Annotated in this window: 16 protein-coding genes; 2 read left to right on the top strand and 14 right to left on the bottom strand. The window is 65.2% G+C overall.

Annotated features, from left to right (window positions below):
• Positions 1-39 precede the first annotated feature (39 nt).
• The 3 genes from MJ606_RS02525 to MJ606_RS02535 form a co-directional block, all read right to left on the bottom strand.
• On the bottom strand, positions 40-1,614 hold the full coding sequence (locus MJ606_RS02525) for a DHA2 family efflux MFS transporter permease subunit (RefSeq protein WP_243047837.1): 1,575 nt from the start codon (positions 1,612-1,614) through the stop codon (positions 40-42).
• Positions 1,615-1,641: 27 nt separating this feature from the next.
• Positions 1,642-2,823, bottom strand: coding sequence for an efflux RND transporter periplasmic adaptor subunit (locus MJ606_RS02530; protein WP_243047838.1), 1,182 nt, complete (start codon positions 2,821-2,823; stop codon positions 1,642-1,644).
• Between the two features lie 119 nt (positions 2,824-2,942).
• Positions 2,943-4,382, bottom strand: coding sequence for an efflux transporter outer membrane subunit (locus MJ606_RS02535; RefSeq protein ID WP_243047839.1), 1,440 nt, complete (start codon positions 4,380-4,382; stop codon positions 2,943-2,945).
• On the opposite strand from MJ606_RS02535, the gene MJ606_RS02540 reads away from it, so the two are divergent.
• Positions 4,381-5,148, top strand: coding sequence for a TetR/AcrR family transcriptional regulator (locus MJ606_RS02540; RefSeq protein WP_243047840.1), 768 nt, complete (start codon positions 4,381-4,383; stop codon positions 5,146-5,148). The genes MJ606_RS02535 and MJ606_RS02540 overlap by 2 nt on opposite strands.
• A gap of 152 nt (positions 5,149-5,300) precedes the next feature.
• Here MJ606_RS02540 and ssb read toward each other — a convergent pair whose 3' ends face one another.
• From ssb to MJ606_RS02595, 11 genes are all read right to left on the bottom strand, one after another.
• Positions 5,301-5,843: a single-stranded DNA-binding protein gene (ssb, locus tag MJ606_RS02545; protein ID WP_243047841.1), complete on the bottom strand. Its 543-nt coding sequence runs from the start codon at positions 5,841-5,843 to the stop codon at positions 5,301-5,303.
• A gap of 233 nt (positions 5,844-6,076) precedes the next feature.
• Positions 6,077-6,772: a response regulator transcription factor gene (locus tag MJ606_RS02550; protein WP_243047842.1), complete on the bottom strand. Its 696-nt coding sequence runs from the start codon at positions 6,770-6,772 to the stop codon at positions 6,077-6,079.
• Complete coding sequence (locus MJ606_RS02555; RefSeq protein ID WP_243047843.1) at positions 6,769-9,435, bottom strand: sensor histidine kinase KdpD; 2,667 nt, start codon at positions 9,433-9,435, stop codon at positions 6,769-6,771. The genes MJ606_RS02550 and MJ606_RS02555 overlap by 4 nt, the downstream gene beginning before the upstream one ends.
• 51 nt (positions 9,436-9,486) lie before the next feature.
• Entirely contained in the window at positions 9,487-10,056 is a 570-nt protein-coding gene (gene kdpC / locus MJ606_RS02560) for a potassium-transporting ATPase subunit KdpC (RefSeq protein ID WP_243047844.1), read from the bottom strand.
• A 10-nt stretch (positions 10,057-10,066) separates the two neighbouring features.
• Positions 10,067-11,590: an outer membrane beta-barrel protein gene (locus tag MJ606_RS02565; protein WP_243047845.1), complete on the bottom strand. Its 1,524-nt coding sequence runs from the start codon at positions 11,588-11,590 to the stop codon at positions 10,067-10,069.
• An 80-nt stretch (positions 11,591-11,670) separates the two neighbouring features.
• A complete protein-coding gene (locus MJ606_RS02570) occupies positions 11,671-11,880 on the bottom strand; it encodes a hypothetical protein (protein ID WP_243047846.1) in 210 nt (69 codons plus the stop codon).
• Positions 11,881-11,895: 15 nt separating this feature from the next.
• Entirely contained in the window at positions 11,896-13,977 is a 2,082-nt protein-coding gene (kdpB, locus tag MJ606_RS02575) for a potassium-transporting ATPase subunit KdpB (RefSeq protein WP_279236604.1), read from the bottom strand.
• Positions 13,978-13,997: 20 nt separating this feature from the next.
• The gene (kdpA, locus tag MJ606_RS02580) at positions 13,998-15,800 is read right to left on the bottom strand and encodes a potassium-transporting ATPase subunit KdpA (RefSeq protein ID WP_243047847.1); all 1,803 of its coding nucleotides are present in this window, start codon (positions 15,798-15,800) and stop codon (positions 13,998-14,000) included.
• Positions 15,797-15,889, bottom strand: coding sequence for a K(+)-transporting ATPase subunit F (kdpF, locus tag MJ606_RS02585; RefSeq protein ID WP_243047848.1), 93 nt, complete (start codon positions 15,887-15,889; stop codon positions 15,797-15,799). Before kdpF ends, kdpA begins: the two co-directional genes overlap by 4 nt.
• 306 nt (positions 15,890-16,195) lie before the next feature.
• Positions 16,196-17,164, bottom strand: coding sequence for a DedA family protein/thiosulfate sulfurtransferase GlpE (locus tag MJ606_RS02590; RefSeq protein WP_243047849.1), 969 nt, complete (start codon positions 17,162-17,164; stop codon positions 16,196-16,198).
• A gap of 111 nt (positions 17,165-17,275) precedes the next feature.
• On the bottom strand, positions 17,276-18,493 hold the full coding sequence (locus MJ606_RS02595) for an MFS transporter (RefSeq protein ID WP_243047850.1): 1,218 nt from the start codon (positions 18,491-18,493) through the stop codon (positions 17,276-17,278).
• Between the two features lie 136 nt (positions 18,494-18,629).
• Here MJ606_RS02595 and MJ606_RS02600 point away from each other — a divergent pair, with 136 nt between their 5' ends.
• The gene (locus MJ606_RS02600; protein WP_243047851.1) at positions 18,630-19,631 is read left to right on the top strand and encodes a polyprenyl synthetase family protein; all 1,002 of its coding nucleotides are present in this window, start codon (positions 18,630-18,632) and stop codon (positions 19,629-19,631) included.
• The last annotated feature ends 19 nt before the right edge of the window (positions 19,632-19,650 follow it).

Raw genomic sequence — 19,650 nt, forward strand, 5'->3', positions numbered from 1 at the left:
GCCCGGTGTTTCCCCCTCACCGAAGGCCTATGGCCGGTCTCAGTGCGCCGCCGCTGCATGACCGCTCGCGCGCACGCGTCGTAACAGGAAGGCCAGCGGTATCAGCGAAAGAAAGATCAGGCCGAGGATCTTGAAGTTGTCCAGATACGCGAGCATGGTCGATTGCTGCTGCAAAGCGTTCCCAACCGTCTGGATTGCCGCCTGGGCAGACTGCGTCGGGTCCATGCCTTGCTGGGCATAAAGCTGGCTGGCCTGGTCCAGCGCGCCTTGATAGACCGGATCATGCGGCGTCAGATGGGCCACGAGTACGGACTGATGGTATTGCGCGCGACGTGCCAGCAATGCGGTAACCAAGGACGTTCCGAAACTGCCGCCCAGGTTGCGGGCGAGATTGACCAGCGCCGACGCATTGCCGATGCGCGGACCTGGTGGCACCGAACTCATCGAAATGGTGTTGATCGGCACGAAGAGGAAGGCCAGGCCCAGCGACTGGTAGATGCGATACAGCGCAATCGTGTGCTGGTCGACCCCGGTGTAAAGCGTGGTCATGTGCAGCATGGCGATGCCACCGATGGTGAATCCGATGGCGACCATCACGCGCGGGTCCATGATCGATACCAGCCGGCCGATGAAAGGCATGCATAGCAACAGCACGAAACCACCAGGCGATATGACCAGACCGGCCGCCGTGGCGGTATAGCCGAGCAGCGTCTGCGTGAATTGCGGAATCAGCAGCGTGGTGGCCAGCAGGACAAAGCCCAGCGCAAACATCAGCACGAAGGAAATGGCGAAGTTGCGTATGCCCAGCAGTCGAATGTCGACAATGGGGTCTTTCTCGCCCAGCTCCCATATCACGAAGCACACCAGGGAAATCGCCGAGACCAAGGTCGTGACCAGGATGAATGGCGATGCCATCCAGTCGTTCTGTTGGCCGCGGTCCAGCACCACCTGCATGGCGCCCAAGCCCAGGGCAAGCAAGGCGAAGCCGATGCCGTCGACACGAAAGCCCTGTTGGCGACGCTTCTCGCGCTGCGCGTTCAGATATTCCGGATCGCGCACAATCGAACCGGCCGCCATGATCAGGATGATGGATACCGGAATATTGATCAGGAAAACCCAGCGCCAGCTGTAATGGTCAGTGATCCAGCCACCCAGGGTGGGGCCGATCGCAGGCGCAAAGACCACCGCGATGCCGTACATGGCGAACGCCATGCCGCGCTTTGCCGGAGGCGCGGCATCCGACAGGATGGCCTGTGCGATGGGCTGCAGTCCACCGCCTGCCAGGCCCTGCAGGGCGCGAAAGAATACCAGCGCCCCCAGCGTCGGGGCCGCGCCGCACAATAGCGATGCGACGCCGAACAGCCCGATGCAAGTGAGGAAAAGCCGCTTGCGCCCGACCACCGACGAGAGCCAGCCGGTAATCGGCAACACGATGGCGTTGGCGACCAGGTACGAGGTAAGCACCCAGGTGGCCTCGTCCTGCCCGGCCGAGAGGCTGCCGGCGATGTGCTGAAGCGCCACGTTGGCAATGGAGATGTCGAGCACCTCCATAAAGGCCGCCATCGCCACGATGGGCGCGATCAGCCAGAAGCTGGCGCCCCCTTTCGAAGTCATTGCGGTGTTCACGTTGCCCCTCTCTTCTCAACGTGCCGTTGACGCAACGCCGCTGCCGTCGGCGTTCTGTCCGATGGACTGGTCGCTGCCCAGGTTCTCCGCCACGATGCGCGCGATCAGCTCATCCGCGCCGCGCTCCGCGTGGCCAAAGACATCCGTGCGGTAGGCCACTTGCGGCGCGGGTTCCGTCGCCAGCATGGGGCCGGAGCCGTCGCGCAGGGAGATGGCCACGTCCATCGATAGCCCGATGCGCAGCGGGTGCGCGCGCATGGCATCGAGGTCAGGCTGGATGCGCACCGGCACACGCTGCACGATCTTGATCCAGTTGCCGGTGGCGTTCTGCGCCGGCAGCAGCGAGAAGGCATTGCCGGTGCCCAGCCCGACGCCGATCACCTTGCCGGGGAATTCGACGCTGCTGCCATAGAGGTCCGCATGCATGGTCACGGGCTGTCCGATGCGCACCTGATGCAGCTGGGTTTCCTTGAAATTGGCATCGACCCACATCTGCTCGATGGGAACGATCGAGAGCAATTGCGTGCCGTCGTGCACACGCTGGCCCACCTGCACGCTGCGCTGCGCGATATAGCCGGTGACCGGCGCGAGGATGGTCGTGCGCTGCCGTGCCACATAGGCGGTACGCAAGGCTGCCTCGGCCTGCAGCACCTGCGGCTGGGTGGCCGGCGTGGTGTGCTCGATCGCCGCCTGGGCCGCCCGTAGCTGGCTTTCCGCCTGCTTCAACTGCGCTTCGTCGCTCACCATGTCGGTGTGCGAATGCTGCAGTTGCTCGATCGATACGCCCTGGCGCGGCAGCAGCTGCTTGTTGCGCGCATCGTCAAGCGTCGCTTGCGCCAACGCCTGGCGCCGCTCCACCACCATCTGCTGCAGTTGCGTTTCCGTATGGAACAGCTGGCGCGCCTGGCGCACGGCCTGCGCGAGGTTGGCCTCGGCCTGGCGCAGGGCGACGTCGGTGTCCGTGGTATCCAGTTGCACGACGGGTTGTCCCTGGCGCACCAGTTGCGTGGTATCGGCCGCGATGGACACCACCGTGCCGTCCACCTGCGGCGTCAAGGCCACGGCATTGCCCTGCACGTAGGCGTCGTCGGTTTCCTCAAACCAGCGGCCATCGAGCCACCACCAGGTGCCGTAGCACGCTCCCCCCAGCACGATGGCCAGGGCGACGACCAGCAAGGCGCGGCTGCGCCCCGTCATGCGGCTCGGGCCTGTCGCCGGAGCGCTGGTTGCGGGCAGAGGGGCCTGACCCGCTTCATCAGGTTTCGTTTCGGTTGTCATGGGTCGTTACTCGTAAGAACGAATGTGAAAGCGCGCGCTCAACGGGCGCGCGGTGGTTCCGGTTGCTGCGCTACGTCGGCCGACCACCAGCCGCCGCCGAGGCTACGGTAGAGGCTCACGACGTCCAGCAATTGCTGGCTGCGTGCCTGGATGTCGGCAACGCTGGCCTGCTGGAACTGCGTGTTGGAGGTGAGCAGATCCAGGTAACCGGTGCTGCCGTGACTCACCTGGGCATCGACCACGCCCGAGGCGTCCCGCGCGGTGCTCATGGCCTCGTCCTGGGCGCTTACGCCGGCCGCGTCGTTCTGCAATGCCTGCAGGGTGTTGGAAACCTCCGCAAAGGCGTTGAGCACGGCGTTGCGATAGTCCGCGGCGGACGCTTGCAGCGCCGCCTTGGCGGCGTCGCGTTCCGCATGCAGGCGGCCACCTTCGAAGATCGGCTGGGTGATCCCTGCCCCCAGCGACCAGATCACCGACCCGGCCTTGAACACATCGCCCGCCACGTTGGTGGAGGTGCCGTAGGAGGCACTGAGGGTGATGCTCGGATAGAGATTGGCGGTCGCGATGCCCAGTTGGGCGGTGGCGTCATGCAGATTGGCTTCCGCCACCAGGATGTCCGGCCGCTGGCGTACCAAGTCGGACGGAAGGCTGACCGGCAGCACGGTCGGCAGACGGAAGTCCTTCATGCTGAGCGCCGGCATCTGGAACTGGCCCACGGGTACGCCGACCAGGGTGGCCAGCGTCGCACGCGTCACCGCCAGCTGCTGCTGCAACGGCGGCAAGGTCGCGCGGGTCGCGGCGATCTGCGAGCGCAACTGCAATAGCGCCGATCCGGCGATGGCTCCGGCGCGCTGTTGCGCCTCGAAGATGGCGAGGCGATGGGCGTCGGCATCGAGAATGGACTGGGTGGCGGCAATCGTATCGTTGAGCGCCGCGGCCTCGATGGCCGAGGACACCACGCTCGCTTCCAGGCTTATGTACGCCGCCTGATACTGCGCGGTGGCGACATCGAGCTTGGCCGCGGCGCTTTCCACGCCGCGCCGGTTGGCGCCGGCCAGATCCAGGTCGTAGCTTGCGCCCAGGCTGGTGCTGTACAGCCCGAAGGACGACTGGAATTGCGGCCCGCCGAGCCCAAGCTGCGCACCATTGCCCTGGTTGCGCGAGGCGTCGATGGCGGCATCGACATGGGGCAACAACGAGCCACGCTGCGCGCGCAATTGCTCGCTGGCCTGCGTCACGCGCGCGCGCGCCTGCTCAAGGGTGGGGCTGCCGGCCAGCGCCTGCTGAATCAGCGCGTCGGTCGCCGTCGAGCCGAATATCCGAAACCAATCGCGTTGAATGGCGTCGCCGACCGCGAATGACGGTGCCGTGGCCTGCGGGCCAGGCACCACGTAACTGTCAACGGCGGGTGCCACCGGCCGGTGGAAATCAGGACCCGCCGTACAGCCAGCAAGCACCAGGGCGGTTCCCAGCGACATGGCGGCCAAGCCGGCCCTTGCCTTAGTTTGGCGACGACCATGCGCCGTGCCGCCGGGGCGTTTCTGTGGTTTCATGGGCATCACGATGTATGTATGTACATACATACAGCATAGGCGCGATAATGGGCCAATGCAAGTCACCCCAGGGAATCCGATGCGCCGCCGGGATCGCCAATCCACCGAAGCCGCTCTTATCAAGGCCGCCATGGCCGAATTCGTCAACAAGGGCTATGACGCCGCCACCACCCGTGGCATCGCAGACGCGGCGGGTTGCTCGGAAGTACTGATCCAGCGCTATTTCAACGGCAAGGAGGGACTGCTGCTGGCGGTCATGCGCGACGCGCAGACCGAGGCTGGGCTGGCCGAATTCATGCAACGCCCGCTCTGTGCCACGCTTTTCGACGAGGCCCGGGATTTGATGACGAAGGCCATGGAAAGCTTCGAGGCGAAGTCGGGACCGATGCGCATTGCCCTATCCCGCGCCATGCACGACAGCGCCTTCAGCGAGGATCTCGCCAAGATCTCGGTTCGCAACGAACTCAAGCGCGGCCTGCGCCAGCGCCTGATTCGTTATCAGCGCGAAGGCATGATGGATGCTGACGTCGACATCAACGCCGCCGTGGAGCTGCTGTTGACCATGAACTTCCAGATCGGATTCATCTACCCCGTGCTTCTGCAAGCGACACACACCAAGCAACGACGCCTGATCGAACAATTCGCCGCCGCATTCGCCAAGGCCATGGCACCGAGTGACGCCAGCGCGTGAGTTTACCGCTGGGCCGGCTGAGGCAAATGACGCGGGATAGCTGACAGGAAAGATACCCTTCGCAGCAGCAACCATCACCTTCTGCGGCGCAAAAAAGGCCACGAAAATCGTGGCCTTTTGGACAAACGCAACAATGTAGTCGCTGGTAAAAATCAGAACGGAATATCGTCGTCGTCGAAGCTGTTGTTCTGCACCGGCGGCGGCGCGGACTGGCGCTGCTGCTGACCGCCGTAGTTGTCGCTGCCACGGGACTGGCCGCCGCCGTAGCCGCCGCCAGCCTGGCGCTGTTGACCACCACCGCCACCCTGCGAACGCTGGAAGCCGCCACCACCGCCACCACCCGCGCCGGCGCCTTCGGAGCCGCCGCCGAGCATCTGCATTTCGTTGGCGATGATGTCGGTGCTGAAGCGCTCGACGCCGTCCTTGTCGGTGTACTTGTCGGTGCGCAGCGAGCCTTCGATATACACCTGGCGACCCTTCTTCAGGTATTCGCCGGCGATTTCAGCCAGGCGGCCGAACAGCTTCACGCGATGCCACTCGGTGCGTTCCTGCTTTTCGCCGCTCTGCTTGTCGGTCCAGTTTTCGGACGTCGCGATGCGCAGGCTGGTGATGGCCGTGCCATTGCCGGTGTAGCGGGTTTCCGGATCGGCGCCGAGATTGCCGACGATGATGACTTTGTTGATACCACGTGCCATGGATGGATGTCCTCTGGGAGCCGGCGCTGCGTTCTGGGGCTGTCAGCACCGGGATGTTGAACAGGTGGGCATCATACCCTTGGGGACCGGCTCGAAAACAGGATTGACCTGCGTCCTGAACCGGTGAGTCCGTTCCGCCGCCGCCCATTCCCGCTGTCCGGAGTGGACGAAAAACGTCAAGGAATCAGACCACTACTGACTCTCAGCGGTTGAGATGCGCCTGAAAAGACGGCTCAAACGCCGCTGATAAAGCGGTACCCCACCCCAGGCTCGGTCTTGAGCCAGCGCGGGGTGGTCGGGTCGTCGCCCAGCTTCTGGCGCAGCTTGCCCACCACGATGCGCAGGTAATGGCTGTCGTGGGTATGGGTGGCGCCCCAGATATCGCGGAGCAGCTGCTGCTGGGTCACCACGCGGCCCGCATGGCGCAGCAGCATGGCCAGCACGGCGTATTCCTTGCGGGTGAGCGCCAAGGGCGCGCCATCCAATATGACCTCGCGACGGGCCAGGTCGATGACCAGCTGGCCATCGTCGTAGCGCTGCGGCGCTTCCGGTTCGCCGGGGCGAGTGCGCAGCAAGGCACGCAAGCGCGCCATCAGCTCCTGGATGCCGAACGGCTTGGTCACATAATCATTGGCGCCGGCATCCAGCGCCTTCACCTTCTCGCTCTCGGCATCGCGTACCGACAGCATCAGCACCGGCACCTGGCTCCACTGGCGCAACTCGGCCAGCACGTCGTGGCCTTCGCGATCGGGCAGGCCGATATCCAGGATCACCAGATCGGGCGAGCGCGTGGCGGCCAACGCCAGGCCCTCGCCGCCGGTGGCCGCCAGTAGTACCTCATAGCCTTCGGCGCGCAGGCCGATGTCGAGGAACTTGCGGATCTGCGCCTCGTCATCGATGACCAGGACGCAGGGGGAAGCGGCTGTCATGCGGGGTTGTCGGGCGGCGCCGGTAGCGGCAAGGTGATGCGAATGGTGGTGCCTGTGCCTTCGCCCGGCAAGGCCTCCACGCTGCCGCCATGGGCGCCGATCATACCGCGGCAGATGGCCAGCCCCAGGCCGGTGCCCTGTGGCGCCCGATCGCCGCGCGATACCGAATAGAACATGTCGAAGATGCGCGCCCGCTCATCCTCGGGGATGCCGGGGCCGCGATCGGTGACATCGATCTGTACCTGTTCGCCCCTGGTGCGCACCACCACGCGCACCGGCTCGCCCGGCGGCGAGAAGCGCGCGGCGTTCTCCAGGATGTTGAACAGCGCCTGCTCGATCAAGGCCGGATGCACGTACAGCAGCAACGTACCCTGTGGCAGCACGGTATCCAGCTTCAGGTCCGGGAACAGCTTGCGCAGTCGCGTGGTGGATGCGGCGACGATTTCGGCCACGTCGGTCCAGTCACGATTGAGCTTGAGCGTGCCGTGGCCCAGGCGCGTCATGTCCAGCAGGTTCTGGATGTAACGGTCCAGCCGCTGGCCTTCGCCGAGGATGGCTTCCAGCAGTTCGCGACGCTCGCCGGCGGGTAGCTGGTCGCCATAGCTGGCCAGCGTGCCTGCCGAGCCGATCATCGAGGCCAGCGGCGAGCGCAGGTCGTGCGACACGGAGGACAGCAGCGCGTTGCGAAGCCGCTCGGTTTCGCCCTGCACGCGCGCGCCTTCCAGCTCTTCGGCGAGGCGGGCGCGCTGCAGCGCCTGACCAATATCCTGCACCATCGCCAGCGCGAGGCTGCGCTCATCCGGCGCGGGCTCGCCCTGCCCCTGCGGAAAGCGCAGGGCGGCCACGCCAAGCTGATTGTCTTCACTGCCCAATGGCAACACCCAGCACGGCGCCGCATTCAGCGTATCGGTGTGGCGCCCCGCCTGCTCGGCATGCTGCTCGCTCCAGGTAGAGGCGGCGAAGTCCTGCGTGGTCAACGGGAAATCGCGCGGCGACGACGCCACCACGCGCAGCACCTGGCTGGCATCGCGCGCCAGGATCGCCGCGTCGCAATGCAGGGCATGCGCCAGCGCCGCCGCCCCCACCGCGCGGATGCCGGCGGCATCGGTGCTGGTGGACAGGCGCTGCCCCAAGGCCAGCAAGGCGCGTGCATGCGCATGCGCCGCGCGCATGGATTCCACCTGGCTGGCGAGCTGGGTGGCCAAGCGGCTGCATACGAGGGCGGCCACCAGGAACAGGCACACGGCCAACACGTCGTCGAAGTTGGAAATGGCCAGCGTGTAGCGCGGCGGTGCGAAGAAAAAGTTGTAGCCGAGGAAACACACGATGGCGGTATACACGGCCACCGCCATGCGCGTACGCACCGCCACCACCAGCACCGCGGTGAGGAAGATCAGCGAGAGATTGGCCACCGACAGGTAACGGTCGGCAATAAAGGACAGGCCAAAGGCCACCAGCGTGGCAAGCGTGGCGTAGACGTATTCGCCAGGCCGTCCCGGGCCACCCGGCATGCGCAATCGCAAGCGCGACTTCGCCCGCTCGGCGGGTGTGGCGATGATGGTCAGTTCCAGATGCGCGCCGCGACGCAGCAGCAACTGCGTCAGCGATCGTCCCAGCATGCGCGCCAATGGCCGTTCGCGCGTGCGGCCGAGGATGATCTGGCCAATGCCCTCGCGGTCGGCATGGGCGATCAGTTCATCGGCAACGGCATGGCCGCGCAGCACCACGGTGTCGCCGCCCAGCCGACGCGCCAGCCGCATGGCCGAATCCAGGCGCTCGCGCCGGGCCTTGTCCAGCGTGCTGCCGGTGTCGACGAAGGCCACGCTCCACGGCGCCCCTCGCCGCTCGGCGATGCGACGCGCCACGCGCACCAGGTACTCGCTCTGCGAGTGGCCATCGATGGCTGCCAGCACCCGGCGACGTACCGGCATGACACCACCGCGCGCCAGCATGTGTTCGCGCAGGTCGCTGTCCACATGGCCGGCCACGGTATCCACCGCCAGCTCGCGCAGCGCGACGAGGTTGGTGGGTGAGAAGAACGCATCGAGCGCGGCAGCTGCCGTTTCCGGCACATAGACCTTGCCCTGCTTGAGGCGCTGGATCAGTTCGCGCGGCGGCAGATCCACCAGCACGATGTCGCGGGCACGGTCGAGGAAGGCATCGGGCACCGTCTCGCGCACCGTTACATTGGTGATGCGCCGCACCTGGTCGTTGAGGCTTTCCAGGTGCTGCACGTTGAGCGCGGTGTAGACCTCGATGCCGGCGTCCAGCAACTCGGTGATGTCCTGCCAGCGCCGCTCGTGACGGCCACCGGGCAAGTTGGTGTGCGCCAGCTCGTCCACCAGGATCACGTCCGGATGCCGCCGCAACGCGGCATCCAGATCGAACTCGGTGAAGTCGCGGCCGCGATAGTTCACCGTCCGGCGCGGCAGCTGCTCCAGCCCTTCCAGCAGCGCCGCCGTTTCGGGCCGGCCATGGGTTTCCACCAGGCCGACCACGACATCCACGCCCTGCCGCTTCAGCTCGCGCGCAGCCGACAGCATGGCGTAGGTCTTGCCCACGCCGGGAGCCGCACCCAGGAAAATCTTGAGGCGCCGGCTGCGCTCCTCCTGCACGGTATCGAGCAAGGCGTCGGCGCGAGCTTCGCGGGAAGGTTCAGACATGCGGACCGTGCCGTGGGTGAATGGCCACTAGATTAGCGCCTGCTCCATGTCTCAATGGCCATCCAGCGCCAGATTGAGTTTGAGTACATTGACCCGCGGCTCGCCCAGCAGGCCAAACTGACGGCCACTGGTGGCCATGCTGACCATGGCCTGCACCTGCGCCACGCTCAGGCCACGCGCCTTGGCCACCCGCGACACCTGGTAGGCCGCGGCGGCGGGCGAGATCTCCGGGTCCAGTCCGCTGCCCGAGGCCGTGACCAGATCCACCGGTACCGGCGCGGTATTGCCCGGATCGGCGGCACGCAGTGCGTCGATCCGTTGCTTCACCGCCTCGGTAAGCGCCGGATTGGTCGGCCCCAGGTTGCTACCGTTGGAATTGATGCCGTTGTACGCCTGCGGCGTCGTGGCCGACGGGCGGCCCCAGAAATACTTCGGATCGGTGAACGACTGGCCGATCAGCGTGGAGCCGATTGGCTTGCCGTCCTTCTCGATCAGGCTGCCGTTCGCCTGCGAAGGGAACAGCACCTGGGCCAGCCCGGTGACCACCAGCGGGTAGGCGATGCCGGTGATCACCGTCATCATCAGCAGCATCACCGCCGCGTTGCGCAAGAGCCTGCTCATGTCATGAACCTCAATAGTGAAGGATCGCGTCAACCAGCGCGGTCGTCTGATGGTTCTTCGTGCCGCCGTTGTAGGCCGGGAAATCGTAGGCGTGCTCGTAGCGAAGTTCCGGACGGATTTCCAGGTCCGGCGATACCCAGTGCGTCATGCCAATCGTGTGGCTGGAGTAGCGCGTGGCATAGCCGGTGCGCTGGCCCTGCTCATCGTTATAGAACTCGTTGCGGATCGACATCATGTTGGTCGGATTGAGTTCGATGTTGAAGTAATTGACGATGCCGAACGCGGGGTTGTGGCCAAGCGGAAAACTCGGCGCCTCGCCCAGCGGATAGCCCGGCACGCCGGTAGGCGCCTGGGATTGCCCGGGTCCGGTGGCCAGCGACTGGTCACGCACATAGATGCGATAGGCCTCGGTCAGCATGTGCACGGTAGGCGTGAAACGATGCCCCCAGGTGAGCACGAACTCCTGCAGATTGTTGTAGGTCTGCTTGTCATGGTTATACGACTCGATGCAGGGATAGAGCATGTCGTCGTTGGACTTGGACACCCAGCGCACGCACGCCTGGCCACTCAAGCGGCTGGTGCTATCCCATACCGCCGAGTCGTCACCGCCATGCAGGCCAAGCTGCAGCGTCCATTGATCGCTTAGCTTGGTCGTCGTAATGACGCCCATGTTCGTATAGGCATCGACGGTGTAGAGAATCGAGTGCGTCAGCAGATAGTTGTTCGGGGCAAACTGCGCCTCGATATCGGGCAACGACAAATAGCGACCCGCCGTGATCACCATGCCCTGGGCCACCCAGGGAATGTACAGGTCAACATACGCAATCATTGGATCATTGCCGTAGATCTTGCCGTTCAACGCGCTGTTCGGCCTGGGGTTGTTGAGCAGCTGATCGCTGGTCACGCCCTTCATGGTCGTGTAGTGATAGTCGTAGCCGTACAGGTCATCGAAATGGAAGCCCCAATCGATGTGATCTGTCTGCACCGTGTCGGGAAGTCGCTCGATGCGGAACAGAAATTGATCGAACTCCACGCGATTGGGGCGCGTCGCGTAGGACAGCGGATAGTTGGTACGGCTTGATGTGCTCAGGTTGGCCGAAGGGTTGATCCAACCATACGTCTCGATGCGATTGTCCTGCATCCAGTGGCCCAGCTTGGTGCAGGACAGCGCCTTCTCCAGCGGATACTGCGAATTTTCGTTGGGTACACCGATCGGATAGTCGACGCCGCCGAGCTGCCACTCCGACGAAGGGAACGGCGGCGAGGAGAACGGCGAGTCCATGCCGCGGCGCGCCGGAGCCGGTGCATTCGGATCGGCCGGCTGCGCATCTTCGCGATAGGCGGCAGCCAGTCGCGAGAAGAAACCCTGCGAACAATCACCGCTGCCAGCCACCGGGGCGGTGGGCGTGGCCTGGCCAAGGTCGGCGGCGGCCACGTCGGTCGTCGGCATCGCATCGCCGGTCGACGCCACGGCTTCACCAGCCGGGGCCAGGGCAAGCAGCAGCGCGAGCGAAAGCATCTTCTTCGAAAGCATAGATAGTCCTGCAAACCGGCCCGGGGTGGACCGTCCTTTTCTAGTGAGTGGTGGGGTGTCGATGCGCTCCGGCATCGACCTCAGATGCCGGCGTAACCGCCGAGCACGTAATCGTCTCGATCATCGCCAGGCGCTTCGCTGTCGTGCGGCACCGGGGTCGCCACCGGTGGACGCGGCGTCACCGGCAGCGCAATGACCACGGCGCAGTCCGAGCCGTCGGCGTATAGGCGCAGCTGCATGTCCGGATGCGTGTCGTCAGGCAGCGAAACAGAAAGCTTGAGCGTTTGCATGACTCCAACCTCGCTTCAGGCCAGCCCGCACAGGACCAGCAGCATGTCGATCAGCTTGATACCGATGAACGGCACCACGATGCCGCCCAGGCCGTAAACCAGCAGGTTGCGGCGAAGCAGCGCGCCCGCGCCCAGCGCCCGGTACTTCACGCCCTTCAGCGCCAATGGGATCAGAAAGATGATGATCAGCGCGTTGAAGATCACCGCCGACAGGATCGCGCTCTGCGGCGTCGCCAGCTTCATCACATTGAGTGTATTGAGCGCCGGATACGTGGTCGCGAAGGCGGCCGGGATGATCGCGAAATACTTGGCGATATCGTTGGAGATGGAGAACGTGGTGAGCGAGCCGCGCGTGATCAGCATCTGCTTGCCGATCTCGACCACCTCGATCAGCTTGGTCGGGTTGGAATCCAGGTCGACCATGTTGCCGGCTTCCTTGGCGGCCTGCGTACCGGTGTTCATGGCCACCGCCACATCGGCCTGGGCCAGCGCCGGCGCGTCATTGGTGCCATCGCCGCACATCGCCACCAGCCGGTTCTCCGCCTGGATCTTGCGGATCAGCTTGAGCTTGGCCTCCGGCGTGGCCTCGGCCAGGAAATCGTCGACGCCTGCCTCGGCGGCGATCGCCGCCGCGGTGAGCGGGTTGTCGCCGGTGATCATGATGGTCTTGATGCCCATCCGGCGCATCTCGGCGAAGCGCTCGCGGATGCCGCCCTTCACGATGTCCTTCAGCTCGATCACGCCCAGCGCCGAGGTCGCCTCGGTCACGATCAGCGGCGTGGCGCCGCGACGGGCGATGTCCTCGGCCATGTGCTTGACCAGCGGCGGCAAATGGCTGCCATTGGCCTCGAGGTAACGTTCCACGGCGTCCAGCGCGCCCTTGCGGATGATGCGCTCGCCGATATTCACGCCACTCATGCGCGTCTGCGCAGTGAACGGCACGAACTCGGCATGGCCCTCTTCCAGCTGGCGCTCGCGCAGGCCGAAGCGTTCCTTGGCGAGCACGACGATGCTGCGGCCTTCAGGCGTTTCATCGGCCAGCGAAGCGAGCTGCGCGGCATCGGCCAGCGTGCCCTCTTCCACGCCCGGCGCCGGCAGGAAGGCCACCGCCTGGCGGTTGCCCAGCGTGATGGTGCCGGTCTTGTCCAGCAACAGCACATCCACGTCGCCGGCCGCTTCCACCGCGCGACCGGAGGTGGCGATCACGTTGGCGCGGATCATGCGGTCCATGCCGGCAATGCCGATGGCCGAAAGCAGCGCACCGATGGTGGTGGGAATCAGGCACACCAGCAGCGCCACCAGCACGGTGATGGTGATGGGATTGCCGATGCCGGCCGCCTTCACGCTGTAGATGGAGTATGGCAGCAGCGTGGCGCAGGCGAGCAGGAAGATCAGCGTGAACTTGGCCAGCAGGATGGTCAGCGCAATCTCGTTGGGCGTCTTGCGCCGCGAGGCGCCTTCCACCATGGCGATCATGCGGTCGAGGAAGCTCTCGCCGGGGTTGGCGGTAATGCGCACCACCAGCCAATCGGACAGCACGCGCGTACCGCCGGTGACCGCGCTGCGGTCGCCGCCCGATTCACGGATGACCGGAGCGGATTCGCCGGTGATCGCACTCTCATCCACGCTGGCCGCGCCCATCACCACTTCGCCATCACCCGGCATCGGGTCGCCGGCTTCCACCAGCACGTGATGACCCACGCGCAACTCCGAGGACGGCGTGAAGATGATGTTCGCATCACGATGCGGGCTGACCAGCTTCTTGGCCATCACGTCCTTGCGCGAGCTGCGCAGCGCGGCGGCCTGGGCCTTGCCGCGACCTTCGGCCAGGGCCTCGGCGAAGTTGGCGAACAACAGGGTGAACCACAACCAGATGGAGACCCAGAAGATGAAAGGGGTCGGTGCCTCGCCATGCCCGGTCAGCGCCTGCACCCACAACAAGGTGGTCAGCACGCTGCACACGAACACCACGAACATCACCGGATTGCGGAACTGCAGGCGCGGGGACAGCTTGCGGAACGAGTCCGCCACGGCCTTGAGGATCAGCTCGCGGTCAAAGCTGCGCACTGCATTGGCTTGGGTATGCATCGTCGTCATGAATCAATGTCCCGTAGGCTTCAATGGGCCGACATCAGGTATTCGGCGATCGGCCCCAGCGCGAGCGCCGGGAGGAAGGTCAGCGCGCCCACCACGATCACCACGCAGGCCAGCAACGTGATGAACAGCGGCGTATGCGTAGGCAGCGTGCCGGCCGAGGGCGGCACGTGGCGCTTGGCGGCCAGCGAGCCGGCCATCGCCAGCATCGCGATCGCCAGCAGGAAGCGCGACCAGTACATGCACACCGCCAGCAGCACATTCCAGAACGGCGTGTTGGCCGACAGACCGCCAAACGCACTGCCGTTGTTGTTGGATGCGGACGAGACGGCGTAAAGCACTTCGCTGAAACCGTGCGCCCCGGGATTGGACACACCCGCCACACCTGCCGGCGAAATCACCGCAATGGCCGTGCAGATCACCACCAGCGCACAAGGCACCAGCACGGCGAGGCTGGCCATCTTCATCTCATGCGCCTCGATCTTCTTGCCGAGGTACTCCGGCGTGCGCCCCACCATCAGGCCGGCGATGAACACCGCCACCACGGCGAAGGCGAGCATGCCGTACAAACCCGAACCGACGCCGCCGAAAACCACCTCGCCCAACTGGATCAGCCACATCGGCACCAGGCCGCCCAGTGGCGTCAGCGAGTCGTGCATGGCGTTCACCGCGCCGCACGAGGCCGCCGTGGTGATGGTGGCGAACAATCCACTCGCCGCGATGCCGAAGCGGGTTTCCTTGCCCTCCATGTTGCCGCCGGCCTGCAGTGCCGAGGCCGTCTGATCCACCGCTAGGCCATGCAACGCCGGGTTGCCGCCCTGTTCGGCGCCAATGGCGCAGTAGGCCAGCGGTACAAAAATCAGCAGCATGGTGGCGAGGATCGCCCACCCTTGCCGTCGGTCACCCACCATGCTGCCAAAGGTGTAGCAGAGCCCGCCGGGAATCAGGAAGATCGCCAGCATCTCGATGAAATTGCTGAAAGGCGTCGGGTTCTCGTAGGGGTGCGCGGAGTTCGCGTTGAAGAAGCCGCCACCATTGGTCCCCAGCTGCTTGATCGCGATCTGCGAGGCGGCCGGACCCATCGGCAAGGTCTGCGTGGTCACCTTCGACTCCTGCGTGACGTCGTTGCCCGCCGCATCCTTGAGCGGATTGCCGGCAGCGTCCTTCACCGTTTCGGTCATGCGGGTGACCTGCGCCACCGGCACATCCACATACGACTTGAAGTTCTGCACCACGCCCTGCGAGGTCAGCAACAACGCCATCACCAACGAGAACGGCACCAGCACGTACAGCGTGCCGCGCGTCATATCGACCCAGAAGTTGCCGATGCTGTCGGCGCTGCGGCGCGTGAAGCCGCGCACCACCGCCACCAGCACGGCCATACCCGTGGCGGCTGACAGGAAGTTCTGCACCGCCAGGCCCATCATCTGGGTCAGGTAGCTCATGGTGCTTTCGCCGCCATAGCCCTGCCAGTTGGTATTGGTGATGAAGCTGATGGCGGTGTTGATGGCCGAATCGGGCGTCACCGCGCCGAAGTGCTGCGGGTTGAGCGGCAGCCACTGCTGCAAGCGCTGCAAGGCATACACCGCCAGCATGCCGGCCATGTTGAACACCAGCATGGCGATGGCGTAGCGACGCCAGCCCATCTGCTCATCCGCACGCACGCCGGCAAGGCGGTAAAGCAAGCGCTCCACGCCACCGCCCAACCGCGTCACGCGATTGGGGGTATCGGCAAAGACCAATGCCATATAGCTGCCCACCGGCTTGACCAGCACCAACAGCACAGCCAGATAGAGCACAACCTGGAAGAAATCGTAGGTGGTCATTCAAACCACTCCGGCTTGAGCAGGGCCACGCACAGGTAGCCCGTCAAGGCCACCGCGATAACGGCAGCCACGATATAGATGACATTCATGAGTGGATCTCCCGCAGAGCAACGCGAGCCAAGGGAAAGCCGCCGCCGGCAGGCGACGGCGGGCAATCAGGGACGTCGGCCCAGGCGGTCGCAGATCATCAGAAAGCCGAGCGATGCCGCGAACAGCACGAACGAAAACAGCAGGTAGATGACATCCATGGGGGTCCGACTCACCGTGTCAGTTAACGGTGCAAATTGTCGTAACCGGCGCATAAGAAAGGGGTAGCGAATCCCCTGCGGGGCGTATAGAAGCCGTAAATTTTTGCCGAGCCCACCCCGCTCCCCACGGGGAAAGAAAGTCGGGGCTTAGACCGTCGAGGCCTCGACTTCCACCACCACCGGCAGCTGGTCCACCGGATATCCCGCCGCATACCAGGCGTCCAACCCGCCCAGCAACGGGCGCACGCGCTTATAGCCACGCGCCATCAACGCCTTGGCCACCAGCGCGGCGGAAGCCTCGTTGGGACAGGTGCAATAGATCACCAGTTCACTCTCGATCGGCACTTCGCCCACGATGCGGTCGACGCTGTTTACATCAGCCAGCAGTGCACCCGGGATCACCCGGGCATCCATCATCCGGGCCGCCTCTGAACGCACATCGATGATGGCCGGCATCTTCCCGGCCACGATGGCGGCATTGAGTTCCTGCACGGTGATGCGCGCCATGCGCAACGTGCGCAACAAGCGGTGACGCTGCCACCACTTGGCCACGATATAAAGCGCCAGCAAACCGCAGAGCAGCATCAGCGCGACACTGCCCGCGCTGGCCAGCGCGTCGAGCACATAGTCGATCTGGTTGGCGAACACATAGCCCAGGCACACGGCCACGCCTACCCAGAGCAAGGAACCCAGGCCGTCGAACAAGGCAAACGGCCCCGGTCGCAACCCCATCGCGCCGACCAGCGGGGGTGCCACGGTGGACAAGCCCGGCACGAACTTGGCCAGCAGCAGCACGCCGCCACGCCAGCGCTGGAAATGCAGCTCCGACTGCTTGACGCAGGAATCGGGTGAAAGGGATATGCGGCACAGCGTGCGCATCACGCCGCCGCCAAAGCGTCGTCCCGCCGCATACCAGGCGAAATCGGCGAGCAGGCAGGCCACCACGGCCACCAACAGTACGCCGGCGAGTGGCAACCGGTCGGCTGCCGCCAGCGCGCCGGCCACGATCATGGTGGGCACGGCCGGCACCGGCGCGCCCGCCTGCTCGACCAGCACATTGATGAAGACCAGCAACAAGCCGTATTGCGCAATCAGCTCGACAATGTGATGAGCCATGGACAGTCACCTCGCCCGATCGGGAAGTCGGCCAGCGTCAAGCGCGCCGCCAAGATCATTGGGGCGGGCGAGGCAAAACGCAATGAATTTCGGGCGCCCGCGGGCGTCGTTTCAGGCGCCCGACGAGGCTTCCAGCGCGGCGGTCGCGACAGCCCTGCCGGCGATATGGCGCGCGCCCAGCAGCACCAGCGGCAACCAGAGCAGCGTCAGTGCGGCGGCGCAAAGAAACACCCCCTCCGTCCCGAGACGGCCCAGCGCCACGCCGCCGAGTGCACCACCCACGAAGGCGCCGAGGAACTGGCTGGTGGAATACGCCCCCATCGCCGCACCACGCAACGGCGCGGGCGCCAGCTGGGAAACCAGGCTGGGCAGCGCCGCTTCCAGCAGGTTGAAGGCGGAAAAGAACACCGTGGCAGCCACGCCAAGCAACGCCAGATGTTCGCCGGACAGGCCAAACCCGAGCAAACCCAGCCCGATGGCCACCACGCACACCGCCACGATACGCAGGCTCTGCGCCACATCGCGCATGCGGTGCAGGCAGGCGCCCATGACAAATGCCGCGATCACCATCACCGGCAGATACAACTCCCAGTGCCGGTTGACCGGCAGGTGCAGGCGGTCGGCCAGCAGCAGCGGCAGGCCCACGAAGCTGGCCGTGAGCAGCAGATGAAGAAAGAACACCGAGCCATTGAGCACCAGCATGCGTCCGTCGCCCAGCATGGCCAATACGCTACCGAATGCCGCCGACGCCGGCGCCTTCTGCCGTTCCGGTGTCGGCACGATCAGCCACAGCAATACGAGCGCCGCCAGGGCCAGCAGCGAGGTGGCGCCAAACAGGCCGGACAGGCCATCCACCGCCTCCAGCGGCGGCCCCAGGATCAACGCCAGCAGGAAGGCCACGCCAATGGACACGCCGATGATGCCCATCACCTTGCTGCGGTTTTCCTCGCGCGTGAGGTCCGCCGCCAGCGCGGTGCCGGCGCCCGCCACCGCGCCCATGCCCTGCAGCGCGCGCCCGATCACGATGCCCAGCAGGCTGTGTGAGCTGGCCGCCAGCAGGCCACCGGCGGCAAACACCAGCAGGCCCAGGGTAATCGCCGGCTTGCGCCCGATACGATCGGACAGCAGCCCCAATGGGATCTGCAGCAACACCTGGCCCAGCCCATACACGCCCAGGGCCAGCCCGGTCAGCAGCGGGGTCGCGTCCGGCATCTGCTTCGCATAGAGCGAAAACACCGGCATGATCAGGAAAAGACCAAACAATCGCAGGCTGATGACACAAGCGAGAGTGAGCGCACTGCGTCGTTCGAGTGGGGAGAGTTTGCTCACCGAAAGAATCTTGTCATGATGGTCCGTGCGGTCATTATACGTTTGGGGCCACAAATCGAACTGTGGCCCCGTGTCGCGGTGCGTTCTTGCGCTTTTATCTCTTTATAATCGTCCCATACGACGCCGCGACCAGCTCATGACCACGACTCACGCCGACACCAGCCGTTCCGCCGACTTCGCTGCCGTACGAGGGCTTGCCGCCGGGGACATGCAGCGTGTCGACGCCCTGATCCGGGCCCGCCTGTCCTCCGACGTGGTGCTGATCAACCAGATCGCCGACCATATCATTGCCGGCGGCGGCAAGCGCCTGCGGCCCATGCTGCACGTACTGGCGGCCGGTGCCGCCGGCTATCGCGGCGACCAGCACATCAAGCTGGCGACGGTGATCGAGTTCATCCACACCTCCACCCTGCTGCACGACGACGTGGTGGACGAGTCGGACCTGCGCCGCGGCCGCAAGACCGCCAACGCGCTGTGGGGCAACGCGGCCAGCGTGCTGGTGGGCGACTTCCTGTACTCGCGCTCGTTCCAGATGATGGTCGAGCTGGACGACATGCGCATCATGCGCATCCTGGCCAACACCACCAACACCATTGCCGAAGGCGAGGTGCTGCAGCTGCTGAACATCGGCAACGCCGACGTGGACGAGACGGCCTACCTGGCGGTCATCGAGCGCAAGACCGCCGTGCTGTTTGCCGCCGCCACCGAGCTGGGCGGCCTGCTGGGCGGCCTGCCCGACGATCAGGTCGCCGCGCTGCGCCGCTACGGCATGGAACTGGGCTACGCCTTCCAGATCGCCGACGACCTGCTCGACTACGTGTCCGACGCCGGCACCCTGGGCAAGAACATCGGCGACGACCTGGCCGAAGGCAAACCCACCCTGCCACTGATCTATGCGCTGCAGAAAGCCGATGCCGAACAGCGCCGCTCCCTGCGCCACGCCATCGAGCACGGCGGGCTGGATTCGCTGGACCACATCATCGCCTCCATCCGCGACTCCGGCGCGCTTGAGCGCACGCACAAACGCGCCGTGCTTCACGCCGATGCCGCCCGCAACGCGCTGCGCGCCCTGCCCGATTCGCCCTGGCGCGACGCCATGGCGACGCTGGCGGATTATTCGGTGCAGCGCAGTTTCTAAGGCTGGTCGCGCACAGGGT

The organism is Dyella sp. RRB7 (genome assembly GCF_022761115.1).
Taxonomy (GTDB): Bacteria; Pseudomonadota; Gammaproteobacteria; order Xanthomonadales; family Rhodanobacteraceae; genus Dyella.

Coding starts and splice junctions, on each gene's coding strand:
- MJ606_RS02525 (WP_243047837.1), bottom strand. CDS start 1,614: ATGACTTCGAAAGGGGGCGCCAGCTTCTGGCTGATCGCGCCCATCGTG.
- MJ606_RS02530 (WP_243047838.1), bottom strand. CDS start 2,823: ATGACGGGGCGCAGCCGCGCCTTGCTGGTCGTCGCCCTGGCCATCGTG.
- MJ606_RS02540 (WP_243047840.1), top strand. CDS start 4,381: ATGGCGGCCAAGCCGGCCCTTGCCTTAGTTTGGCGACGACCATGCGCC.
- MJ606_RS02535 (WP_243047839.1), bottom strand. CDS start 4,382: ATGTCGCTGGGAACCGCCCTGGTGCTTGCTGGCTGTACGGCGGGTCCT.
- ssb (WP_243047841.1), bottom strand. CDS start 5,843: ATGGCACGTGGTATCAACAAAGTCATCATCGTCGGCAATCTCGGCGCC.
- MJ606_RS02550 (WP_243047842.1), bottom strand. CDS start 6,772: ATGACAGCCGCTTCCCCCTGCGTCCTGGTCATCGATGACGAGGCGCAG.
- MJ606_RS02555 (WP_243047843.1), bottom strand. CDS start 9,435: ATGTCTGAACCTTCCCGCGAAGCTCGCGCCGACGCCTTGCTCGATACC.
- kdpC (WP_243047844.1), bottom strand. CDS start 10,056: ATGAGCAGGCTCTTGCGCAACGCGGCGGTGATGCTGCTGATGATGACG.
- MJ606_RS02565 (WP_243047845.1), bottom strand. CDS start 11,590: ATGCTTTCGAAGAAGATGCTTTCGCTCGCGCTGCTGCTTGCCCTGGCC.
- MJ606_RS02570 (WP_243047846.1), bottom strand. CDS start 11,880: ATGCAAACGCTCAAGCTTTCTGTTTCGCTGCCTGACGACACGCATCCG.
- kdpB (WP_279236604.1), bottom strand. CDS start 13,977: ATGACGACGATGCATACCCAAGCCAATGCAGTGCGCAGCTTTGACCGC.
- kdpA (WP_243047847.1), bottom strand. CDS start 15,800: ATGACCACCTACGATTTCTTCCAGGTTGTGCTCTATCTGGCTGTGCTG.
- kdpF (WP_243047848.1), bottom strand. CDS start 15,889: ATGAATGTCATCTATATCGTGGCTGCCGTTATCGCGGTGGCCTTGACG.
- MJ606_RS02590 (WP_243047849.1), bottom strand. CDS start 17,164: ATGGCTCATCACATTGTCGAGCTGATTGCGCAATACGGCTTGTTGCTG.
- MJ606_RS02600 (WP_243047851.1), top strand. CDS start 18,630: ATGACCACGACTCACGCCGACACCAGCCGTTCCGCCGACTTCGCTGCC.